Source organism: uncultured Agrobacterium sp., from assembly GCF_913777885.1.
Classification (GTDB): Bacteria; Pseudomonadota; Alphaproteobacteria; order Rhizobiales; family Rhizobiaceae; genus Agrobacterium.
Genome location: NZ_CAJYTV010000017.1, coordinates 25,526 through 45,919, shown reverse-complemented (window position 1 = coordinate 45,919; position 20,394 = coordinate 25,526). Strand labels below are relative to the sequence as shown.

Here is a 20,394-nt window from a genome sequence, read left to right as displayed (position 1 = left end):
ATGAAACTGATGCGCGTCGGTCAGCCCGGCCACGAAAAGCCCGCCATTCTTGATGCGGAAGGAAAAGTCCGCGATCTCTCAGGCCACGTGAAAGACATTGGCGGGGAAGCGATTTCACCGGAGGGCCTGAAGAAAATCGCAGCACTGGATTGGTCCACGTTGCCAGTTCTAAACGAAGATCGCATCGGCGCATGCGTTGCCGGCACAGGCAAGTTCATCTGCATCGGTCTGAACTTCTCCGACCACGCTGCCGAAACAGGCGCTGCTGTTCCGTCCGAGCCGGTCATCTTCATGAAGGCGACATCAGCGATCGTGGGACCGAATGACAACGTCGTCATTCCACGCGGCTCCGAAAAGACCGACTGGGAAGTCGAACTCGGCGTTGTTATCGGCAAGACGGCAAAATACGTTTCGGAAGCTGATGCTTTGGATTACGTCGCTGGCTACTGCGTCTCGCATGACGTCTCTGAGCGCGCCTTCCAAACGGAGCGCCAGGGCCAGTGGACAAAGGGCAAGTCTTGCGACACCTTCGGCCCGATCGGTCCATGGCTCGTTACAAAAGATGAGGTCGCCGACCCACAGAACCTCGGCATGTGGCTGAAGGTGAATGGTGAGACCATGCAGAACGGCTCCAGCAAGACCATGGTCTATGGCGTTGCCAATGTCGTGTCCTATCTCAGCCAGTTCATGTCGCTGCATCCAGGCGACGTTATCTCCACCGGCACGCCTCCAGGCGTTGGCCTTGGCATGAAGCCGCAGCGCTTCCTCAAAGCCGGCGATGTTGTCGAGCTCGGCATCGAAGGTCTTGGCACTCAAAAGCAAACTTTCGTCGCCGATATCTAACGAACGAGGCGGTTCATCCCTGTCCTTGGCCTTCGCATTTCGCTGGAGAAGAGGGCAGGGTGAACCAAGCCGTTTTGTGCAACTGCGAAAAGATGCTAGACTGTCACAAAAGACGACGATGACGACGGGAGGCGTTTATTCGTGTTCTATCATCTTTATGAAATGAACCATGCGGCCATGGCACCTTTGCGCGCCAGCGCTGACCTTATGCGTCAGGCCTGCAACAACCCTCTCAACCCCCTCTCCAACACCGCTTTTGGCCGCAGCCTCGATGCGGGTTTTGAAGTCTTCGAGCGAATGACGCGCCGCTATGGCAAGCCCGAATTTGGCATCGCGAAGACTGAGATCGGTGGAGAAACTGTCGATGTGTCGCAAGAGATCGCCTGGTCCAAACCCTTTTGCCGGTTGCTCCATTTCAATCGAAATCTGCCTGAAGATCGACGGGACGATCCAAAAGTTTTGCTGGTTGCACCGATGTCCGGCCACTACGCCACGCTCCTTCGCGGCACGGTCGAGGCGCTGCTGCCGCACGCGGATCTCTATGTAACCGACTGGATCGACGCCCGAACAGTTGCGCTGACCGAAGGCCGGTTCGATCTGGACGATTACATCTCGTACATCATTGAGATGCTGCATCACCTTGGTGATGGAACGCATGTGGTGGCCGTCTGTCAGCCCTCGGTTCCGGTGCTCGCCGCCGTTGCGCTGATGGAGGCGGATCAGGATCGCTTTGCGCCTGCCTCCATGACCTTGATGGGCGGGCCGATCGACACGCGCATCAATCCGACTGCCGTCAACGAGCTCGCCAAGGCCAAGCCCATCGACTGGTTTCGCGACAATGTCGTCATGTCCGTGCCGTGGCCGCAACCGGGCTTCGGACGTGCGGTCTATCCGGGCTTCCTGCAACTCTCCGGCTTCATGTCCATGAATCTCGACCGGCACATGACGGCGCACAAGGATTTCTATCTGAACCTCGTGAAGAATGACGGCGATTCGGCGGAAAAGCACCGGGAATTCTACGATGAATATCTCGCGGTCATGGACCTGACCGCCGAATTCTACCTTCAGACAGTCGAAACCGTCTTCATCGAGCACGCGTTTCCCAGAGGCATGATGATGCACAGGGGCAGGGCAGTTGATCCAACTGCCATTCGCACTGTCGCGCTCTTTACCGTGGAAGGAGAGAATGACGACATTTCCGGTGTCGGGCAGACCAGGGCCGCACATGATCTTTGCCTGAACCTGCCAGCCGACAAACGTCGCCATTATATGCAGCCGGATGTCGGCCATTACGGCGTCTTCAACGGCTCTCGCTTTCGCAATGAAATCGTGCCGCAAATGATAGCTTTTTTTCAGACGCATCAGCGCCGGCCCTGAACGAGAGCGGATGGCTTTTCGCGGCGGGACGGGCTATGACCGTGTCCATGTTTTCGCTACTTCGAAAGTCCCTGAAATCACCGTCTTCCCGCCAACCGGCGCCCGCACCGCGCACGGTCGAGGTGGCCGGGCGTAAAGTGCCGATCACGATCAAGGAAAACCAGCGGGCAACGCGTATTACGCTGCGCATCGAGCCAGGCGGCAAGGCGCTGAAGCTGACGATCCCTTATGGCCTCCACCATGCGCAGGTCGATATGTTTCTTGATCGTCATCAAGGATGGCTTGAAACCAAATTTGCAAAGTTTTCTGCGCCGACGGGAATGAATGACGGGGCGTCCATTTCCATCCGTGGTACGCTCCATACGATCCGGCACTCGGGTTCAATGCGCGGCGTAACCCATATCACTCAAGATGAGGACGGTCAGCCTCTGCTGAAGGTGAGTGGGTTACCTGAACATACAGGCCGGCGCGTTGCGACTTTCCTGAAGAAGGAAGCCCGGGCCGATCTGGAGCGACTTGTTACCATCCATTCAAAAGCAGTTGGCAGGCCAGTGCGCTCGATCTCGATGAAAGATACGCGCAGCCGCTGGGGTTCCTGTTCGCATGAAGGGAACCTGAGTTTTTCCTGGCGCATCGTTATGGCGCCGGAAAGCGTGATCGATTATCTGGCCGCCCACGAAGTGGCACATCTTAAAGAGATGAATCACGGCCCGAAATTCTGGGCGCTGTGCAAGAAGCTCTGCCCCGAGATGGAGAAGGCGAAAGCATGGTTGAAGCAGAACGGCTCGCAACTTCATGCTATCGATTTTGACTAGTCTGCAGTTGCAGGTTTGGATTCACGTGAAACATTTATTCGCATGTCCGCTTCGCCCGCATTTTGGCTCGACTCGCAAGGCGTTTCGTGTCACGTCCCAGTCATGAAAAGTGCCAGTATGCCGGACATCAAGATTTGCGGGCTTAAAACGCCGGAAGCCATTGAACGCGCGGTTCGACGTGGGGCGACGCATATCGGTTTCATCTTCTTCGAGAAGAGCCCGCGCAACATCGAGCCGGATATCGCCGGTAAGCTGGCGGATGCCGTGCGCGGCAGCGTCAAAGTGGTTGCCGTCACCGTCAATGCCGATAATGACGAGCTTGATGAGATCATCGATCTTTTGAAACCCGATATCCTCCAGCTCCATGGAAGCGAAACCCCGGAACGTGTGCTGAGCGTCAAGGCGCTTTACGGCCTGCCGGTGATCAAGGCTTTTTCTATTCGTGACGCCGATGATCTTGCCAAGATCGATCCCTATATCGGGATCGCGGACAGTTTCCTGTTCGATGCCAAGGCGCCGGCCGGATCCGAATTGCCGGGAGGCAATGGCGTCTCCTTCGATTGGAGTGTTCTGCATTCTCTTGACGAGAGCGTGAATTACATGCTTTCGGGAGGTTTGAACGCGGATAACGTTGCCGAGGCTTTGGCAAAAACCGGAGCAAGCGGACTGGATGTATCGTCGGGTGTGGAAAGCGCGCCTGGTGTAAAGGATTTGGCCAGGATCGACGCATTTTTTGATGCGGTTCGATCGGCTAGGCTGCAGGGAGTTTGAAAGTGAACGAAACGCTGAAACCCAACTCGTTTCGCGCCGGTCCCGATGAGGACGGACGCTTCGGTATCTACGGAGGCCGCTTCGTTGCCGAAACACTGATGCCTTTGATCCTCGACTTGCAGGCCGAGTGGGAAAAGGCGAAGAACGATCCGGAGTTCAAGGCGGAGCTTGAGCATCTCAACACGCACTATACCGGACGCCCAAGCCCGATCTATTTTGCGGAGCGCCTGACGGCTGAGCTCGGCGGCGCGAAGATCTACTTCAAGCGTGACGAGTTGAACCACACCGGTTCGCACAAGATCAACAATTGCCTTGGCCAGATCCTGCTCGCCAAGCGCATGGGCAAGACACGCATCATTGCTGAAACCGGTGCCGGTCAGCACGGTGTGGCATCTGCAACGGTTGCCGCACGCTTTGGCATTCCTTGCGTGGTTTACATGGGCGCGACCGATGTGGAGCGCCAGGCGCCCAACGTGTTCCGCATGAAACTCCTTGGTGCGGAAGTTAAGCCGGTGACGGCAGGCCACGGCACGCTGAAGGACGCGATGAACGAGGCTTTGCGTGACTGGGTCACCAATGTCGACGACACCTATTACATGATCGGCACCGCTGCCGGCCCGCATCCCTATCCGGAAATGGTGCGCGAGTTCCAGTCGATCATCGGCAAGGAATCGCGTGAGCAGCTGCTGGCGCTGGAAGGCCGTTTGCCGGACATGCTTGTTGCAGCCGTTGGTGGCGGATCCAATGCCATCGGCCTGTTCCATCCGTTTCTCGATGACACGAGCGTCAAGATCGTCGGCGTCGAAGCGGGCGGCAAGGGGCTGGAGGGCGAAGAGCATTGTGCTTCGCTAACCGCCGGTTCACCGGGCGTTCTGCATGGCAACCGCACCTATCTGCTGCAGGATGGTGACGGCCAGATCAAGGAAGGTCATTCGATCTCCGCCGGTCTCGATTATCCGGGCATCGGGCCTGAGCACTCCTGGCTGAAGGATGCCGGACGCGTCGAATATGTGCCGATCATGGACAATGAGGCACTCGACGCCTTCCAGATGCTGACGCGCACGGAAGGCATCATTCCGGCACTTGAGCCGAGCCACGCTTTGGCGGAAGTCATCAAGCGCGCGCCGAAGATGGGCAAGGACGAGATCATTCTGATGAATCTCTGTGGCCGCGGCGACAAGGACATTTTCACGGTCGGTAAAATTCTGGGAATGGGACTCTGATATGACTGCACGTATGGACAAGCGCTTTGCCGATCTGCGTGCGCAAAATCGTCCGGCCCTCGTAACCTATTTCATGGGCGGCGATCCGGACTTCGAAACCTCGCTCGGCATCATGAAGGCGCTGCCGGAAGCCGGTGCCGATGTCATCGAACTCGGCATGCCGTTTTCCGATCCGATGGCCGATGGCCCGGCGATCCAGATGGCTGGCCAGCGTGCGCTGAAAGGTGGACAGACGCTGGCAACGACGCTCGATCTCGCACGCGAATTCCGCAAGCAGGATGATGAAACGCCGATCGTGCTGATGGGTTACTACAATCCGATCTACATTTACGGCGTCGATAAGTTCCTGGACGATGCGCTGTCGGCTGGCATCGATGGACTGATCGTTGTCGATCTCCCGCCGGAGATGGATGACGAATTGTGCATTCCCGCAGTCCAGAAAGACGTCAACTTCATTCGTCTGGCAACGCCGACGACCGATGAGAAGCGGCTTCCAACCGTTCTGAAAAATACGTCGGGCTTCGTCTACTACGTTTCGATGAACGGCATCACCGGCTCGGCCTTGCCCGATCCATCGACGATTTCCGGTGCTGTCGAGCGGATCAAGTCGCATACGGATCTGCCTGTCTGCGTCGGCTTCGGCGTCAAGACTGCCGATCATGCCAAGGCAATCGGTGCGGTGGCGGATGGCGTCGTGGTCGGTTCGGCCATCGTCAACCAGATCGCGCTGAGCCTCACCAAGGATGGTAAGGCAACGAACGACACCGTGCCCGCGGTAACGACCTTGGTAAAGGGGCTTTCGACGGGTGTGCGCGCCTCGCGCGCATGACATCGGGGCGATGTCAGGTCATGATCGACTTGAAATCGCCATTCTGATTTTGAATGTAAAAGAAGAAGAAGAGCGGAAGTCGGTCGAAGTCGCAGAGATGCGTCGCCATTGCGCTCAACTGCTGCCGAAGGATCATCGGTTCAGCGGGGACAGTCAGGAGTAAAGAACGTGAACTGGATTACCAATTACGTACGCCCACGGATCAATTCCATGCTGGGCCGCCGCGATACCCCGGAAAATCTCTGGATCAAGTGCCCGGAAACTGGCGAGATGGTCTTCCACAAGGATCTGGAAGAGAACAAGTGGGTTATTCCCGCTTCCGGCTTCCACATGAAAATGCCGGCAAAGGCTCGTCTTGCCGATCTTTTCGATGGCGGTGAGTACGAAGCGCTTCCCCAGCCCAAGGTTGCGCAGGACCCCTTGAAGTTCCGCGATTCCAAGAAATATGCCGATCGCCTGCGCGACAGCCGCACAAAGACCGAGCAGGAAGACACGATTCTTGCAGGTGTGGGCAAGCTGCAAGGCTTGAAGATCGTCGCCGTCGTGCATGAGTTTCAGTTCATGGGTGGCTCGCTCGGTATTGCCGCAGGCGAAGCGATCGTGAAAGCGTTCGAGCGCGCCATCTCGGAACGCTGCCCCCTTGTCATGTTCCCCGCCTCTGGCGGCGCCCGCATGCAGGAAGGCATTCTTTCTCTGATGCAGCTCCCGCGTACGACCGTTGCGGTGAATATGCTAAAAGAAGCCGGCATGCCCTACATCGTCGTCCTCACCAACCCAACGACGGGTGGCGTAACGGCATCTTACGCCATGCTGGGTGACGTTCACATCGCCGAACCGGGCGCTGAAATCTGCTTCGCTGGCAAGCGCGTCATCGAACAGACCATCCGCGAAAAGCTCCCGGAGGGCTTCCAGACGTCCGAATACCTGTTGGATCACGGCATGGTGGACATGGTCGTCGATCGACACGCGATCCCGGACACCCTCGCCAATCTCTTGAAGATCATGACGAAGGCACCGGCCAACGCATCTAAGGATACTCTGCCGTTGGCAGCCACGGCCTAAAGCCATCGAACGCGCTCCGGAGGGGTGGATGACGGATATGACGAAGCCTGAGATGAGCGAGGCGGAACGCATCATCGAAAGATTGATGCAGCTTCATCCCAAGGGCTTCGATCTGTCGCTGGACAGGATCACCCGCCTGCTCGAAAAGCTTGGCAACCCGCATAAGCGCTTGCCGCCCGTCATTCATGTGGCGGGTACCAATGGTAAGGGGTCAGTCACGGCCTTTAGTCGCGCGCTCCTGGAAGCCGCGGGTCTTTCTGTGCATGTTCACACGTCGCCGCACCTGGTCAACTGGAATGAGCGCTACCGCATCGGCGTCGCCGGTGCTCCCGGTCGGCTGGTAGAAGACGCCACGCTTGCCGATGCTTTGGCGCGCGTGGAAGCGGCCAATGAAGGCCAGCACATAACCGTCTTTGAAATCCTCACCGCCGTCACCTTCGTCCTCTTTGCCGAACAGCCGGCAGATGTCGTGGTTCTGGAAGTGGGTCTTGGCGGCCGCTTCGATGCGACCAATGTCATCTCCAATCCCGCCGTGTCGGTCATCATGCCGATTTCGCTCGATCATCAAGCCTATCTCGGCGATCGCGTCGAACTGATCGCGGCGGAAAAGGCAGGCATCGTGAAGACCGGATCGCCGGTCGTTATCGGCCATCAGGAATATGATGCGGCACTCGATGTGCTGATTGCCACTGCCGAGCGGCTGAAATGCCCGACGGCGGTCTACGGGCAGGATTTTTCCGCCCATGAAGAGCATGGCCGCATGGTTTATCAGGACGAGTTCAGCTTGGTCGACGCTCCGCTGCCGCGACTGCCGGGCCGTCATCAATTGGGCAATGCCGCGGCTGCCATTCGTGCCGTCAAGGCCGCGGGATTCATCGTCACCGACCGTATGATCGAAAAGGCCATGACTTCGGTTGAATGGCCTGGCCGTCTGCAACGCATCACGCGTGGCCGCATCTTCGATCTTGCGCCAAAAGGCAGCGAAATCTGGATCGATGGCGGCCACAACCCAGGTGCCGGCGAAGTCATTGCCGAGGCTATGGCCGGTTTCGAAGAGAAGAGCGCCCGTCCGCTGGTGCTGATAGCGGGAATGATCAACACCAAGGATCAGGTGGGTTACTTCAAGGCCTTTGCAGGTATCGCTGAATACGTCTTCACTGTGCCCATCCACGGCTCGGATGCGGCAATAGATCCGGTCGTGCTGGCCCATGCCGTCTTCGATGCCGGGCTGACGGCGGCACCCACTTCATCGATTGAAGAGGCTCTGGAAGAATTGGGGAAGCGCCTCGACCCGGCCAAGCCCGCGCCACGAATCCTGATCGGCGGATCTCTTTATCTTGCGGGCAATGCCTTGGCGCTGAACGGCACCCCGCCGCAATAATGCGCGAATGATCTCACGAAAAAAGCCCGGCAGAGCCGGGCTTTTTACCTTGCGTATAGCAAACGATTAGGCGGCGCTGGAAATCCAGGCAGAAAGCGCGGTCTTGGGAGCAGCGCCAACCTTGATGTCGGCCACTTCGCCGCCCTTGAACATAGCAAGGGTAGGAATGGAACGAACGCCGAACTGAGCGGCAAGCTCAGGATTTTCGTCGATGTTCAGCTTTGCGACCTTGACCTTGCCGGAGAGTTCAGTTGCGATCTCTTCGAGGCTCGGTGCAATCATCTTGCACGGGCCACACCATTCCGCCCAGAAGTCCACGACGACGGGTTCGGCGGAGTCCAGAACTTCAGACTGGAAGTTGGAGGTATCGACTTTCACGGTAGCCATAATTGGCTCTCCTTTCAGTGAATCTGTTCGGCATTCATGTGATGCGGGAGGTACACATTTTCAATGTCCGGTATCTCACTTTGTCGAGATGGCGGCAAGGGCTTGTGACAGTGCTTCGTCCTTGACCGTCACAAAGGATGCATTCTCCGTGTAGACCAGCGCGCAGGTAAAAGACTTGTCCGGATAAAGCGGTTTCAGGATTTCGCGATAGATCGCAAGCTGCGCGATATGGGAGAACGGGATGGCGTTCTCGTTGGCCGGTGGCACCCGGTTGGTCTTGTAGTCCACCAGAATGACGCGCCCGCCGTCTACTGCCAGCCTGTCGATGCGACCGGAAACGGCAAAGTCCTGCCTGCCAAGACGCAAGGTTCCCATGATCGACACTTCCGCGCGACTGTTGACGGCAAAGGCGGGCTGGATTGCCGGTTCGGCAAGAACCGCAAGCGTGGTGCGGATCAGCCTTTCGCGTTCTCTGTCCGGCCAATGGTGTGCTGCACGCTCCGCATAGCGGCGGGCTGCATCTTCCCGCTCATGGTCAGGATATTCCGGCAGCGTCTGAAGCATCCGATGCACAAGCCGACCGCGTTGCAGCGCAAGGCCCGACGATGTTTCCGGCTTGGCAAAAAGCGGAGAGGTGATGAGAAGATCGTCCGCGCCGTCATCGACGATCGTTCCTGCACCGGAGGGGCTGAGTGGCCGAGGAAGGGCAGGGGCCGGTGGCAGCGGTTGCATCAGCGACGCTGGAAGCGCCTCTGGGGTCAAACTCGGCACGGTATCTGCCTGAGCAATTGCTCTTGGAGCCTGTGCATTCATTCGCCACAGCAGACCGTCCCAAGCTTCGCCGCCCGCCTCGAACTGATAAGGCGCGCAGCGATTTTCGTCGGCGGCGAGCGCCCGCTTGATCATCTGGTGCCAGCAATCCGGATTTTCCTTCGGCCCACGATAACCGCAGACGATCAGATGGTCGGCAGCACGCGTCATGGCAACATAGAGAAGGCGGCGATACTCCTCTTCTGCTGCATCCCTCAAACGACTGTCGTCATGGTCGATCAGGCTATTGTCGAAACTTTTTCCGGGCAGCCAGACAGGAAAGGCGGCTCCCTTGGATTCAAGAAAGCGCAATCGCGGAACGTGGCTTGGAATGAATGCCTTCGAGCCGCCATCGACCAGAAATACCACCGGCGCTTCAAGACCTTTGGAGGCGTGAACCGTCATGATGCGAACTTCGCCGCGCTCCTTGTCCTGCTCGCGCTTGATTTCCGGTGCATCGGTCTCCAGCACGGAAATGAAGGGTTGCAGTCCGGGAAGGCCGGTCTTTTCATGATCGAGTGCAAAGGAGAGAAATTCGTCTAGAACGTCGCTGGCTTCGTTACCAAGCCGGGCAAGGAAGCGTTTGCGGCCTTCATGTATGGTCAGCACCGCCGCGTAAAAATCATGGATCGTCGCGCTGCGGGAGAGGGCAATGAGGTTGGAAAGTGTTTTCAGCGTCCCGGCAAAACGACTGCCGTCCTCCTGCATGAAGTGTTGCAGGTGATCCCACACACTGGTTTTCTCCGGACGCTTGGCGGCGAGATCGAAAATATCGTCTTCGTTGTGGTTAAAGAGGGGGCTTTTCAGCAGGGCGGAGAGCGAAAGATCATCCTGTGGGAGAAGCACGAAGCGTCCAAGCGCCAGAAGATCTTGAATGGCAATGTGGTCGGTCAGTCGTAACCGGTCGGCGCCGGCAACGGGAATGTCTTTGCGCTGCTTCAATTCGCGTGTCAGCGCGTTGACGAAAGCGTGGCGCTTGCGCACGAGAACAAGAATGTCTCCCGCCTCGATGAAGCGTTCCACGCCTTTCTCAATCACCGTTTCCGTGCCGATCATCGCCGCGATGCGCGCTGCGATCCGTCGCGCGACGATGGCGGGCGGGGCGCTTTCGCGGAGCGCGTCGAAGGGTGCCGTCCAGTCCTCCTCATCCTCCACCGGCTCGGCGGCGACCATATCCCACACTTCCACCGTTCCCGGCTGGCCGAGGCGGTTGGAACGGTGCTCGACGGGCTCGTTGTCGGCGCTGAGACCCGCGGCATTTTCGGGCAGGGAGAAGACCTGATCCACCGCAGCCAGCACATCCGCTGTGGAACGGAAGGATAGCGGCAGGCGGACCGGATGAAATGTCTGCTGGACGGCAGTCACACGCCGCGCCGTCTCCTCGCGCTCTTGAGAAAATCGCTCCGGCCTGGCGCCCTGAAAGGAATAGATGGACTGCTTTTCATCCCCCACCGCAAACAGCGTGCGCTGACCGGCGCGCGCCGTTTCGCCATGAAAGAAATCCGCCGCCAGCGATTGGATGATCGACCATTGCACCGGGCTCGTATCCTGCGCCTCATCGACGAGAATATGGTCGATACCCTGATCCAGCTTGTAATGCACCCAGGCGCCCGCCGTATCGCGGTTGAGAAGGGTGGCTGCGCGCTCGATCAGATCCTCGAAATCGAGTTGGCTGCGCTGCTTCTTCAAATCCTCGAAATCGCCGATCAGCCGGTCTGCCAGCGTCAAAGCATGCCGGGTTGCCTCCAACATGCGCAATGTCCGGTACCGGTCGCGGCAGGCAACGACATGGGTGCGTGCAAGCGTCAGGTCGTCCAGAAGATTGGGCGCTGCCGTCTGCATCGCCTTGTTGATGACAAAGGCATCGGATTTGCGCTCACCCTTCTGGGTCAGGAGGGCGCTTTCGATAAAGGCGATGCGCTTGAAGACATCCGTCTCTCTCGCTGCTTCCCTCAGCGCATAGGATACTTCATGGGTACGCGCGCCGCCCTTTTCGTCGGAGAGCGCCAGATAGGTATCGAGCGAAAGACCGGACAGACCCGGAAGCGGCCAATAGGCGATAGCAGTTGTCTCAAGCGTTTCACTCGCGCCGATGCCTACATGGCGTCGAAGCGCCGCATCGATCCCTCCGGTGCGGGCGGCCTCTTCGAGAAAGCCGCGCAGAGGGTTACGATTGGCCACGATGGCGCTCAGCAGCGCTTCCAGTCCCGTCTCATCGGCAAGATCCAGCACATAGGCGAGCGCCTGTGCCAGTGGCGTGTCGCGCTCCAGAGAAACGGCGGTCAACAGGCTGCGGCGTGCTTCGGCAAGCAGGCTGCTCGCAGCGCGATCATCCAGAACCGAGAAGTGACCGGCAACGTTCGCTTCCAGCGGAAACTGGTGTAGCAGCGCTTCGCAGAAGGCGTGGATCGTTTGTATTTTCAGTCCACCCGGCGTTTCCAGCGCCTTGGCAAAAAGGCGTCGCGCCTCCTTCAGCTTGATTGCATCCGGTATCCGCCCTTCAATGGAGGCGATGCGCTCCTTCAAGGCCGCGTCGGAAAGCGTTGCCCAATCCGCGAGGCGATCAAAGACGCGGCTTGACATTTCCGATGCGGCAGCCTTGGTATAGGTCAGGCACAGAATGGCGGACGGACGGCAACCGGCCAGCAACAGACGGATTACCCGCTGCGTCAAGACATGCGTCTTGCCCGAGCCCGCATTGGCCGACACCCATGCCGAGCTTTTTGGATCGGACGCGCGGGTCTGCTGCTGTGTTGTCCAGTCGATCCAGGCACTGGGCTCGTCGCGCGCCGGGCCATGATCAATCGCCTGTTCGGCGGCGTATTCGAAAAGATCATTCGCCATCACCATCTCCCGGTTCTGCGGTGGACCATTCGGAGACGCGCGCCAGATGGTCGTACTCGCCACCATAGGATTGCTGCTCTTCCGGGATCAGCCGCGACACGAAGCCGTTCTTGCCCTCGCGTAGCGCCATGATGAACTTGGTCAGTTGGTCGATGGAGTCGGTAGCGAGTTCTACGGCGCTCTTCGGCACGGTCTTGGCAGTAGCCTTAGCGTTTTCATTGTTCACCACATCGGTACCGAAGCGTTCTCCGGGTCGAAGCCGCACATAGATCAGATCCTCCGGTGCCGGCGTTCCGGCATCACGGAAAGCGCCGCGCATCAGGGCTGCGGCTTCGAGCGCCAGTTGCGGATCGAGAAGAGAGCGGGCCTGTTTCACCGTAGGGGAAAGACCCGTCTTGTAATCGACAATATCCGCCTTGCCATTGGTCTTGATATCGATCCGGTCGGCTACGCCCGTCAGTCGGATACCGGCTTCGGGAATTTCCTGTCCGGCGCGGGCCTCCACATAGGAGCGGCGCACCAAGGGACGGCGATCCTTCTCCCAGTTGAGAAACTCCCGTGCCACCGCGACGAAGCGCGGTCGCCAGACAATATCGATATGTGCGGGCAGATTTTCCTCATCGAAACACGCGTTCAACACGCGCATCATCGCGTTTTCCGATGCGGGTGTACCGGGCACATGGTCTTCGCGCGAATAAAGTTCGATGATGCGGTGGTAGAGCGTGCCGCGATCGGCAGCGCCAGGATCACGGTTGAACTCGTCCAGCGGATCGAGCTTCAGAATGCGCCGGGCATAGATAGAATAAGGATCACGACGCAGCCGCCCGACTTCGCTGAAAGAGTAGCTCTTCGGTTGCAGATCGGCAGGCGGGGTCGGAGAAGGTCGCCGGGCTGCGTCCTGAGTGTTACCTTCGTCCAGCATGGCGGCCCAATGCCGATAGGATTCACCTTTGCGTTTAAGTGTCTTGGCCAGCTCGTCGCCACCGAGCGCCAACAGCCTTTGCAGCCAGCGTGACGCAACGGCAGGTGTCGAACCCTGGCGCAACGCCCGGCTATAGATGATATGGCGTGTACCATTTGCCATCTCGAAATCATGCGCGAGCTGTCCGATGCGCCGTTCCGGCGGCTCAAGCCCGATGGATGTTTTCATGCTGCGCGACAGGAAAGGATTGTTGGCGGTCTGACCCGGCCAGACCCCCTCGTTCAACCCGCCAATAATCACCGTATCGACACTCTGAAGGCGTGCCTCCAAAGCACCGAAGATGAAAACACGTGGATGACGCATGGCCCGTGGCTTGATCGATTCACCCGCGACAAAGGCCGCCACGATATCGATCCATTGCGGACCATCCGCCTCAAGCGCATTGCCACAGTCCAACAGCTCGGCAAAAAGACTGGATAGCTTTTCCCCTGCTTCACCAGACCAGAGGCTCGCCAGATCGCCCGCCTCATCAAGGCATATCGCCTCGATCACACGGCCCGACCGCTCCGCCCACTCGGCCAGCGTCAGTCGAGAGGTCAGCCGACCCCGGATCGGATCGCGGTGGATAAAGGCCTGTTCCAGCGGTTCTATGGCCGACCTGATGCGGTTTGCCAGATCGGCGGCAACGAGGCGCGCGTCCTCTGACAGAGCCGTGCGCCAATGCGGCGGATGACGGTCCTCAGCGTGAAGCGTGATCTGATGCGCCAGAAGTTCATCGAGAGTGCCGAGCGTTGTCTCTTCACGCCCACCACGCAGTGCCAGAAGCTCGAGCGCTGCCACAGCCTGCATGATTTGCTGCTCGCTCATACCAAAGCGGCAGAGCGGGTGCTTCAACAGCGAAATGACCGCCACCGGGTCCCCCGGCCGCAAGATCGCTTCCAGCGCCAGTTGCAGAAGGCCGGCCTGTGGCGTCGCGGAGAGCGGCGTACCGGCGGAGTCGTCCGCTTCGATGCCGAAGCGGGCAAGTTCCGTCGCAACACGTCGGCCAAGTCCGCGATCTGGTGTGATGAGGGCTGCTTGCGACGGTCCGTTCGCGCCAGGCTTTTCCAGCGCAAGCCGCAGCGCAATGGCGATAGCGGTGGCCTCTTCACGCTCGTTAGTTGCCTCTATCATCGAGGCTGCGGAAAAGGCATTTTGGAAGAAGTCCGCAGATTTATGAGCGCGCCATTCGTTCCATTCGGCTGTTGCTCGCACCGGAGCAAGCGCAGTAGAAAAGACGGCAGCGCGGTTTTTCAGATCATCATCCACCGCACCAATCTGCTCCACATCGCGACGCAAAACGCCGAGCTTCTGCAACAGAATGAAGAGTCCATACTGAGAATGGGTTCGGCTTGCCGCGTCATCCGGCGCTTCATTGATCGCCTGCCACTGATCTTCAGGCATATCGCGGTCGAGACCGGGTAGCACGACAGTACCATGCGGCAGCGAGGCGACGGCAGCTATCAGATCCGCCGCAGCGGGAATGGAGCCGGTGGAACCGGCAACGATGATGGGATCGCTGCTGGCGCTCTTCTTCAGTCGCTCGGCTTCGGCGCGCAGAATGGCGTTGCGGTGACGCCCGGCAGAGGAGCGATTGAGTTCGGCAAGTCGGGCAGGCCAGAAGACGCTGGCAATCTTTAAAAAATCCGCCGTCAACTGCCACCACTGCGCATGATCGGCCGTATCGAGATCGGCGAGTGCCTCCCACTCCCGGTCTTCCGTGTCCATCGCGTCAATGACTTCGGAAAGCGCACGCGCCAGCCAGATGGCATCCGCCGGGCTTGCGGGTGCAACGAGCGGCGAATCGGAGTGGATGGCACGAATGGCGTCCGGCAGACTGTTTCGCCAGGCAAGGATTAGCCGCGCAAGCTCCACCAGCCGCGCCGTGCCGGAAATCGGGGGTGCAAGATCGATGGTCGCAGGCGTTTCGATATCGAAATAGCCGCTGTCGTCATCTGTCTCGCCAAGCGGTCGGATGACGGGCAGGATGGCCGAGCGACCGCCTAGAATATCGACGAATTCGGAGCGCAGCACACGGGCCGAACGCCGTGTCGGCACATAGACCGTGACGCGGGCAAGTGACAGCGGATCGGCGGGATCGTAGGCAAAGTCCTTCACGAGCGTCCCGTCGCACAGGCTTTGCGCCAGGGTCTTAAGGAAGGGTGTTCCCGGCGCGATGGTCAGGATGCGTTTGGCATGCGCCAATGGTTCGACTTTCTATCAAGGATCAGACAGCAGCGATGGTGCGCTCCGCATCCTCTATAGCATCCGGCGTGCCGACCGTAATCCATTGACCGTCGAGCATCACGCCGTAAAGCCGGTTTTTTGCAATGGCATGATCGAAATAGATGTTGAGATTGAACGCGCCCTCTGGGGCGTCCTCCAGCAATCGCGAATCCATGGCAATCGCGCCGGCATAGACGACCGGGTGCGGCTGGCCTTCCTGATATCGGGTCAGGTGACCATCTTCTGCGAAGTTGAAATCCTTCTTGCCGTTATGACCGGTCGTGCGATCCATATCGACGCAGAGCATCGCCATATCCATGCGGGCAGGATCGAAACCCGCCGCAAGTTTCTGCAGGTTGGTGGGAAGGTCTTGCTGTTCCCCGACCCAGAACAGATCCGCATTCATCACCAGCACCGGTCCAGGCGTTAGCAGTTTCAACCCTTTGGCAAGGCCGCCGCCGGAATTCATCAACTCCGCCCGCTCATCCGAGATCAGGATTTCGAGGTCGCGACGCGCTTCAAGATGTGTGACCATCTGGTCTGCATGGTGATGGACATTGATGGATACGGTCTCCACGCCGGCTTCGACCAGCAGATCGAGCACGTAATCGATCATCGATTTGCCGGCGATCTTTACAAGTGGCTTGGGGATCGTGTCGGTGATCGGGCGCATTCTCGTGCCGAGACCCGCCGCCAGAACCATCGCTTGTGTGATCGTCATGGGAAAAACTTCAATGAGAGTTGAGGTCTATGCCCGCGCGTGAAAACCAGTCGCGCAGCGGCGCAAGATCGGGGTGGTCCAATACGGCGCGCATATAGGTGAAGGTGCGCGGCATGTGCTTCATATAGCCCGGCTTGCCGTCGCGCTTCAAAAGCCGAACCCAGGCACCGACAAGTTTGCAGTTGCGTTGCGCCGCCATGATGGCGAAGGCTTTTAGAAATACGCGCTCATCGAAAGCGGGGTTTTTGCGCCGGATATCCAAGTACCGTTCCATGATCCGTGCCTGCAGATCCGGCGGGATGGTGACGCGGGCATCCTGCACCAGAGAGGCCAGATCATAGGCCGTTGGACCGATCATCGCGTCCTGAAAGTCGATGATGCCGACGTTGCGAGGCGCTGGGCTATCCTGCTGCCAGATGATGTTCGGCGAATGAAAATCCCGCAGGACGAGTCCCGTTTCGACATCATCAAGCTTGGCGATCAACCGATCCCAGACAGCGAAGAAATCCTGTCGCTTGGAATCCGCGGTCGGTTTGCCGTCATTGATGTGGGGCAGGTACCAGTCCAGCAGCAACGAGGTCTCGATCTTCATCGCATCGGCATCGAAGCGTGGGATGTCGTAACCAGTGCCATCAGGCAGCGGGATTGCCTGGGGCATCGACTTGTCGTGCAGGGCTGCCAGACAAGCAGCACTTTCGATGTAGCGCTCCTCGATCGGAGCGCCATCGGCATCCAGAACACCTGCGCGTCCCATATCGCTCAAAAGCAGAATGCCTTCATTCATATCCAACGCGAGGATTTCCGGCGGTGCGAAACCCTCGCTCTGAAGATAAAGATCAAGCGCAACGAACGGCTCGACCGTGCGTGCAAGATGCACGATCTCCGAATAGGATCTACCATTGTGAAGGGCGGGGCCGGGCGGCTGTGGCTGCCAGTCCATCAAGAGATATTGATCGTTATTATCGCGCACCAGTTCGTAGGTGCGATAGGCGGCGTCACCACTGAAATAGCGCCGGGTAGCACTCGACTTGCCATTCCGCTCCAGAAAGCGGCGAATGGCGAAGACCCGTTCAAGCCGCTCGATATGGCGTCGCGACCCTTCAATCACAGCGCGCCGGCCGTCTTGCTCATGCGTCAGACGTAGCAGAATCGTCGATGCTTTTGGCAGGACATCGCTTGCCATCTCCGGCCACTCGATCAGGCAGACGCCGTCGGACAGCATCTCGTCGATGCCTAGTTCATCCAGCTCGGACACATCCGAGAGGCGGTATAGATCGAGATGCGCGACGGGAAAGCGAAGCGCATAGGATTGGACGATGGTAAAGGTCGGGCTCGGTACCTCAAGCTCGGCATCATCTGCAATCGCCCGGATCAGAGCGCGTGCCAGCGTCGATTTGCCGGCGCCAAGATCGCCCACGAGTGCAACGGCAGTGCCGGGTCTAACGGCAAGTGCCAACTCCTCACCGAGCCGGATGGTATCGGCTTCATCTGCAAGGAAGAGCGAGATGGAAAGCGTCTCGTCACTCATTCGGCGGCAATGGACTGCGGCTGATCGTGCGAGGGAATGCGGCAGGTTACGACGGTGCCTTCGCCGGGGCGGCTGTCCAGCGTAACGGTGCCGTGATGCAGGCTCACGAAGCTCTCGACAATGGAAAGACCAAGCCCGGCACCTGTGCGCCTTCCACCCTGACCGCCGGTCGAAAAGCGGTTGAACACTGTTTTCAGCATGTCCTCGGGAATACCAGGACCCTCATCTGCGACGGAGAAAACGAAGTCGCCTTCGCTTCTTTGGCATGTCAGGCGGACTGCCGACCCTTCGGGCGCAAAATTCACGGCATTGGTCAGAAGCTTTAGCAGGATTTGCTTCAGCCGCTGGTGATCCGCGACGATGGAGCCGAGATGTGCAGGTGCGACGATTTCCAGAGAAACACTGCTTTCCTGCAACCGATCGGTGATCTGCACGGCCACGTCATCCAGGAGCTCGTTCAGGTCGCTCTCTGAGTAGTTCAGATGCATGATGCCCGCATCAACGGTAGCGAGATCGAGAATGTCGTTGACGATCGTCAGAAGCACCGAAGAAGAGGTCGAGATATGGTCCAGATATTCCGCCTGGCGATCGTTCAGCTCGCCCATGCCGGGCGTCTTGAGAAGATCGGTGAAGCCGATGATATTGGTCAGCGGCGATCGCAGCTCATAGGAAACATGCTGGACGAAATCGTTCTTCAACTCGTCGGCCTTGCGCAGTGCCTCGTTCTTTTCCTTCAAGGCGCGTTCGGCCCGCACGCTGTCCGTCATGTTGACGAAGGTCAGCATCGTCTGCGCGTCTGGTAGCGGGATCACCGCGTAATCGAGCACCAATCCGGAGAGAAGCTCAAGCGTTCCCTGTTTCGAGTGCCGCTCGTCGTCAAAACTGGTGATGAACTGCGCAAAGGCGCGCCATCCATCCGGTTTTTCATAGGACTGCGAGCATGCGGCCTCGATAGCGCGGATATGCTTGCCCGCTTCTGCCTCTTCTGCGGTAATAGCCCACAGCGCCCGAAAAGCCGGATTCGACAAACGAATGCGCCCATCCGCGCCGAAAACCGCGACACCCTCGGCGAGATGATCGATGGTCTCACCTTGAACCTTGACGAGCGTATTATAGCGGGTCTGAAGATCGACCTGTTCGGTCAGGTTTTCGAACACCCAGGTGGCACCGCCCTGCGGATGCGCGGTGGCAATCACGCGCAACGTCTGACCGTTGGGCAGGTGCCAGAGGTCGGTCTGGGTGTCGAGTGCGCGATAGACCGAAAGTGCGGTTTCTTTCCAGCTCTTCCAGCTGAGCTGCTCCGGCAGTTTACCGGCGCTGCGAAGACGATCAAGAAGCTCGGAATTGCCGGGTTTCGATTCCAGGAAGACGAGATCCAATCCCCAAAGCCGCGAGAAGGCCTGATTGTAGAACTGCAGACGCTGTTCGCCGTCGAAGATCGCGACAGGCGTTCCTAGGTGATCGAGCGTTTCCGCATGGCTTTTCAGCGTGCGCTTCAACTCCTCGCGGATTGTCTCGGCATCGGACGCGTCGATAGCGATCCCGGCAGAACCACCCGGTGTCTTGATATCGACCACGTCGAAGAAAGTGCGGTTGCCGGAAACAACCGTGGAGATCCGGTCGTGGTAGGGCGATTCAGGCGTCGCGGTGGCGCGAATCTTCTGACGCGTCACGGTGTTCAGCAACTCGCGCTGTTCGGCGATTGCCTGCTGCGGCGTCGTGGCATCGACTGCAATCGCATAGGCATGGTTCACCCAGATCAGGGCGCCCTCATTGTTCCTGCGCCAGGCAGGTTGTTCGATGGAATCGAGAAGCTCCTGGAAAGTCGACATGGAGGAGAGCAGCCGCTCGCGCTCTACCCTCAACTCCGCCAGTTCGGCGCGCATGTTGTTGAGCGCGATGAAGCGGGCAAAAGCCTTGCCTCCCGACACGCGTCCCTGGACCTCTATGACTTCGCCACGCTGTGTTTCGATGGTGAGATCGAAGCTCTGCGCCTGGCTGCGCAGCATCTCGATTGCCTTTTCCAGAGGAGCGGCGGATGTTGGCCGAAGCCAGCGGCCAAAGGCCAGAAAGTCGCTATCGGCAGCGGGAACGCCAGTCTCAGGCGGCAACTGACCGAGGAATTCCGGTCGCTCGCCGGTTTCTTCCCAAATCACGATCCGGCGCGACTTGTCGGAAATCAGCGCCTCATACTTGGAAATCTTGTTCTGCGCCTCAGAAAGTGCCGTGCGGTACTCGTTGACCTCGGCTTCGATATTGCCGCGTTGGCGCACCAGCCAGACGATGGAAAACAGGGTCGCGGATACCACGCCGATAAAGATCGAGTAGGTGATGGTTTCGCCGGAAGAGAAGAGACGTCCGCCTCTCTGGATCAGTGCGCCGTCCTGCGCCTGGACCGCAGTGGCAAAAGTGCTCAAGGCAGTTCCGGCAAGAAGGCTGGAGACAGCGCGAATCTTGCGGCGCAGTGCGCCTGCAACCGTTGTCAGACAACTGCGCAGTCGCTCAGTGCCTGGCGCCTGATCGCCGCCGGTTTCCACGTCCTTTGTCACCCGCTGAAGCGAGTTTGCTTTTCTCACCGACATCCCCGGTCTGTCTCCGTCCTATGTGCCGCATCTT

The 20,394-nt window shown here is 58.8% G+C and carries 14 protein-coding genes; 8 read left to right on the top strand and 6 right to left on the bottom strand.

What is annotated here, in order from left to right; genetic code table 11:
* From QZ869_RS15425 to QZ869_RS15390, 8 genes are all read left to right on the top strand, one after another.
* Window positions 1-843, top strand: a complete 843-nt coding sequence (locus tag QZ869_RS15425; protein ID WP_296105779.1) for a fumarylacetoacetate hydrolase family protein — start codon at window positions 1-3, stop codon at window positions 841-843.
* Window positions 844-984: 141 nt separating this feature from the next.
* On the top strand, window positions 985-2,220 hold the full coding sequence (locus QZ869_RS15420; protein ID WP_296105777.1) for a polyhydroxyalkanoate depolymerase: 1,236 nt from the start codon (window positions 985-987) through the stop codon (window positions 2,218-2,220).
* A gap of 47 nt (window positions 2,221-2,267) precedes the next feature.
* Window positions 2,268-3,035: a M48 family metallopeptidase gene (locus tag QZ869_RS15415; RefSeq protein WP_296077898.1), complete on the top strand. Its 768-nt coding sequence runs from the start codon at window positions 2,268-2,270 to the stop codon at window positions 3,033-3,035.
* Window positions 3,036-3,152: 117 nt separating this feature from the next.
* Window positions 3,153-3,806 (top strand): phosphoribosylanthranilate isomerase, encoded by a 654-nt coding sequence (locus QZ869_RS15410; RefSeq protein WP_296016196.1) that lies wholly within the window; start codon window positions 3,153-3,155, stop codon window positions 3,804-3,806.
* Between the two features lie 2 nt (window positions 3,807-3,808).
* Window positions 3,809-5,029 carry a tryptophan synthase subunit beta gene (gene trpB / locus QZ869_RS15405; RefSeq protein ID WP_296105775.1) on the top strand — a complete coding sequence of 407 codons (1,221 nt, stop codon included), beginning with the start codon at window positions 3,809-3,811 and terminating at the stop codon, window positions 5,027-5,029.
* A gap of 1 nt (window position 5,030) precedes the next feature.
* Window positions 5,031-5,858, top strand: a complete 828-nt coding sequence (gene trpA / locus QZ869_RS15400; RefSeq protein ID WP_296016103.1) for a tryptophan synthase subunit alpha — start codon at window positions 5,031-5,033, stop codon at window positions 5,856-5,858.
* Window positions 5,859-6,026: 168 nt separating this feature from the next.
* The gene (gene accD / locus QZ869_RS15395; RefSeq protein ID WP_296016100.1) at window positions 6,027-6,920 is read left to right on the top strand and encodes an acetyl-CoA carboxylase, carboxyltransferase subunit beta; all 894 of its coding nucleotides are present in this window, start codon (window positions 6,027-6,029) and stop codon (window positions 6,918-6,920) included.
* A 37-nt stretch (window positions 6,921-6,957) separates the two neighbouring features.
* Window positions 6,958-8,301 carry a folylpolyglutamate synthase/dihydrofolate synthase family protein gene (locus QZ869_RS15390; protein ID WP_296035088.1) on the top strand — a complete coding sequence of 448 codons (1,344 nt, stop codon included), beginning with the start codon at window positions 6,958-6,960 and terminating at the stop codon, window positions 8,299-8,301.
* A 66-nt stretch (window positions 8,302-8,367) separates the two neighbouring features.
* Here the strand turns inward: QZ869_RS15390 and trxA are convergent, their stop codons facing one another.
* The 6 genes from trxA to QZ869_RS15360 form a co-directional block, all read right to left on the bottom strand.
* Complete coding sequence (trxA, locus tag QZ869_RS15385) at window positions 8,368-8,688, bottom strand: thioredoxin (RefSeq protein WP_296016098.1); 321 nt, start codon at window positions 8,686-8,688, stop codon at window positions 8,368-8,370.
* A gap of 75 nt (window positions 8,689-8,763) precedes the next feature.
* Entirely contained in the window at window positions 8,764-12,342 is a 3,579-nt protein-coding gene (gene addA / locus QZ869_RS15380) for a double-strand break repair helicase AddA (RefSeq protein WP_296105773.1), read from the bottom strand.
* Window positions 12,332-15,508, bottom strand: coding sequence for a double-strand break repair protein AddB (gene addB, locus QZ869_RS15375; protein ID WP_296105771.1), 3,177 nt, complete (start codon window positions 15,506-15,508; stop codon window positions 12,332-12,334). Before addB ends, addA begins: the two co-directional genes overlap by 11 nt.
* A 22-nt stretch (window positions 15,509-15,530) precedes the next feature.
* Window positions 15,531-16,250 (bottom strand): nucleotidyltransferase family protein, encoded by a 720-nt coding sequence (locus QZ869_RS15370; protein WP_296081761.1) that lies wholly within the window; start codon window positions 16,248-16,250, stop codon window positions 15,531-15,533.
* A gap of 10 nt (window positions 16,251-16,260) precedes the next feature.
* Window positions 16,261-17,778, bottom strand: coding sequence for a tRNA (adenosine(37)-N6)-threonylcarbamoyltransferase complex ATPase subunit type 1 TsaE (tsaE, locus tag QZ869_RS15365; RefSeq protein ID WP_296105769.1), 1,518 nt, complete (start codon window positions 17,776-17,778; stop codon window positions 16,261-16,263).
* The gene (locus QZ869_RS15360; RefSeq protein ID WP_296106060.1) at window positions 17,775-20,264 is read right to left on the bottom strand and encodes an ATP-binding protein; all 2,490 of its coding nucleotides are present in this window, start codon (window positions 20,262-20,264) and stop codon (window positions 17,775-17,777) included. The genes tsaE and QZ869_RS15360 overlap by 4 nt, the downstream gene beginning before the upstream one ends.
* Between the last annotated feature and the right edge of the window lie 130 nt (window positions 20,265-20,394).

Bases quoted from the DNA above. Each gene is read 5' to 3' on its own strand.
- QZ869_RS15425 (WP_296105779.1), top strand. From the start codon at position 1: ATGAAACTGATGCGCGTCGGTCAGCCCGGCCACGAAAAGCCCGCCATT.
- QZ869_RS15415 (WP_296077898.1), top strand. From the start codon at position 2,268: ATGTTTTCGCTACTTCGAAAGTCCCTGAAATCACCGTCTTCCCGCCAA.
- QZ869_RS15410 (WP_296016196.1), top strand. From the start codon at position 3,153: ATGCCGGACATCAAGATTTGCGGGCTTAAAACGCCGGAAGCCATTGAA.
- trpA (WP_296016103.1), top strand. From the start codon at position 5,031: ATGACTGCACGTATGGACAAGCGCTTTGCCGATCTGCGTGCGCAAAAT.
- QZ869_RS15390 (WP_296035088.1), top strand. From the start codon at position 6,958: ATGACGAAGCCTGAGATGAGCGAGGCGGAACGCATCATCGAAAGATTG.
- trxA (WP_296016098.1), bottom strand. From the start codon at position 8,688: ATGGCTACCGTGAAAGTCGATACCTCCAACTTCCAGTCTGAAGTTCTG.
- addA (WP_296105773.1), bottom strand. From the start codon at position 12,342: ATGGCGAATGATCTTTTCGAATACGCCGCCGAACAGGCGATTGATCAT.
- QZ869_RS15370 (WP_296081761.1), bottom strand. From the start codon at position 16,250: ATGACGATCACACAAGCGATGGTTCTGGCGGCGGGTCTCGGCACGAGA.
- tsaE (WP_296105769.1), bottom strand. From the start codon at position 17,778: ATGAGTGACGAGACGCTTTCCATCTCGCTCTTCCTTGCAGATGAAGCC.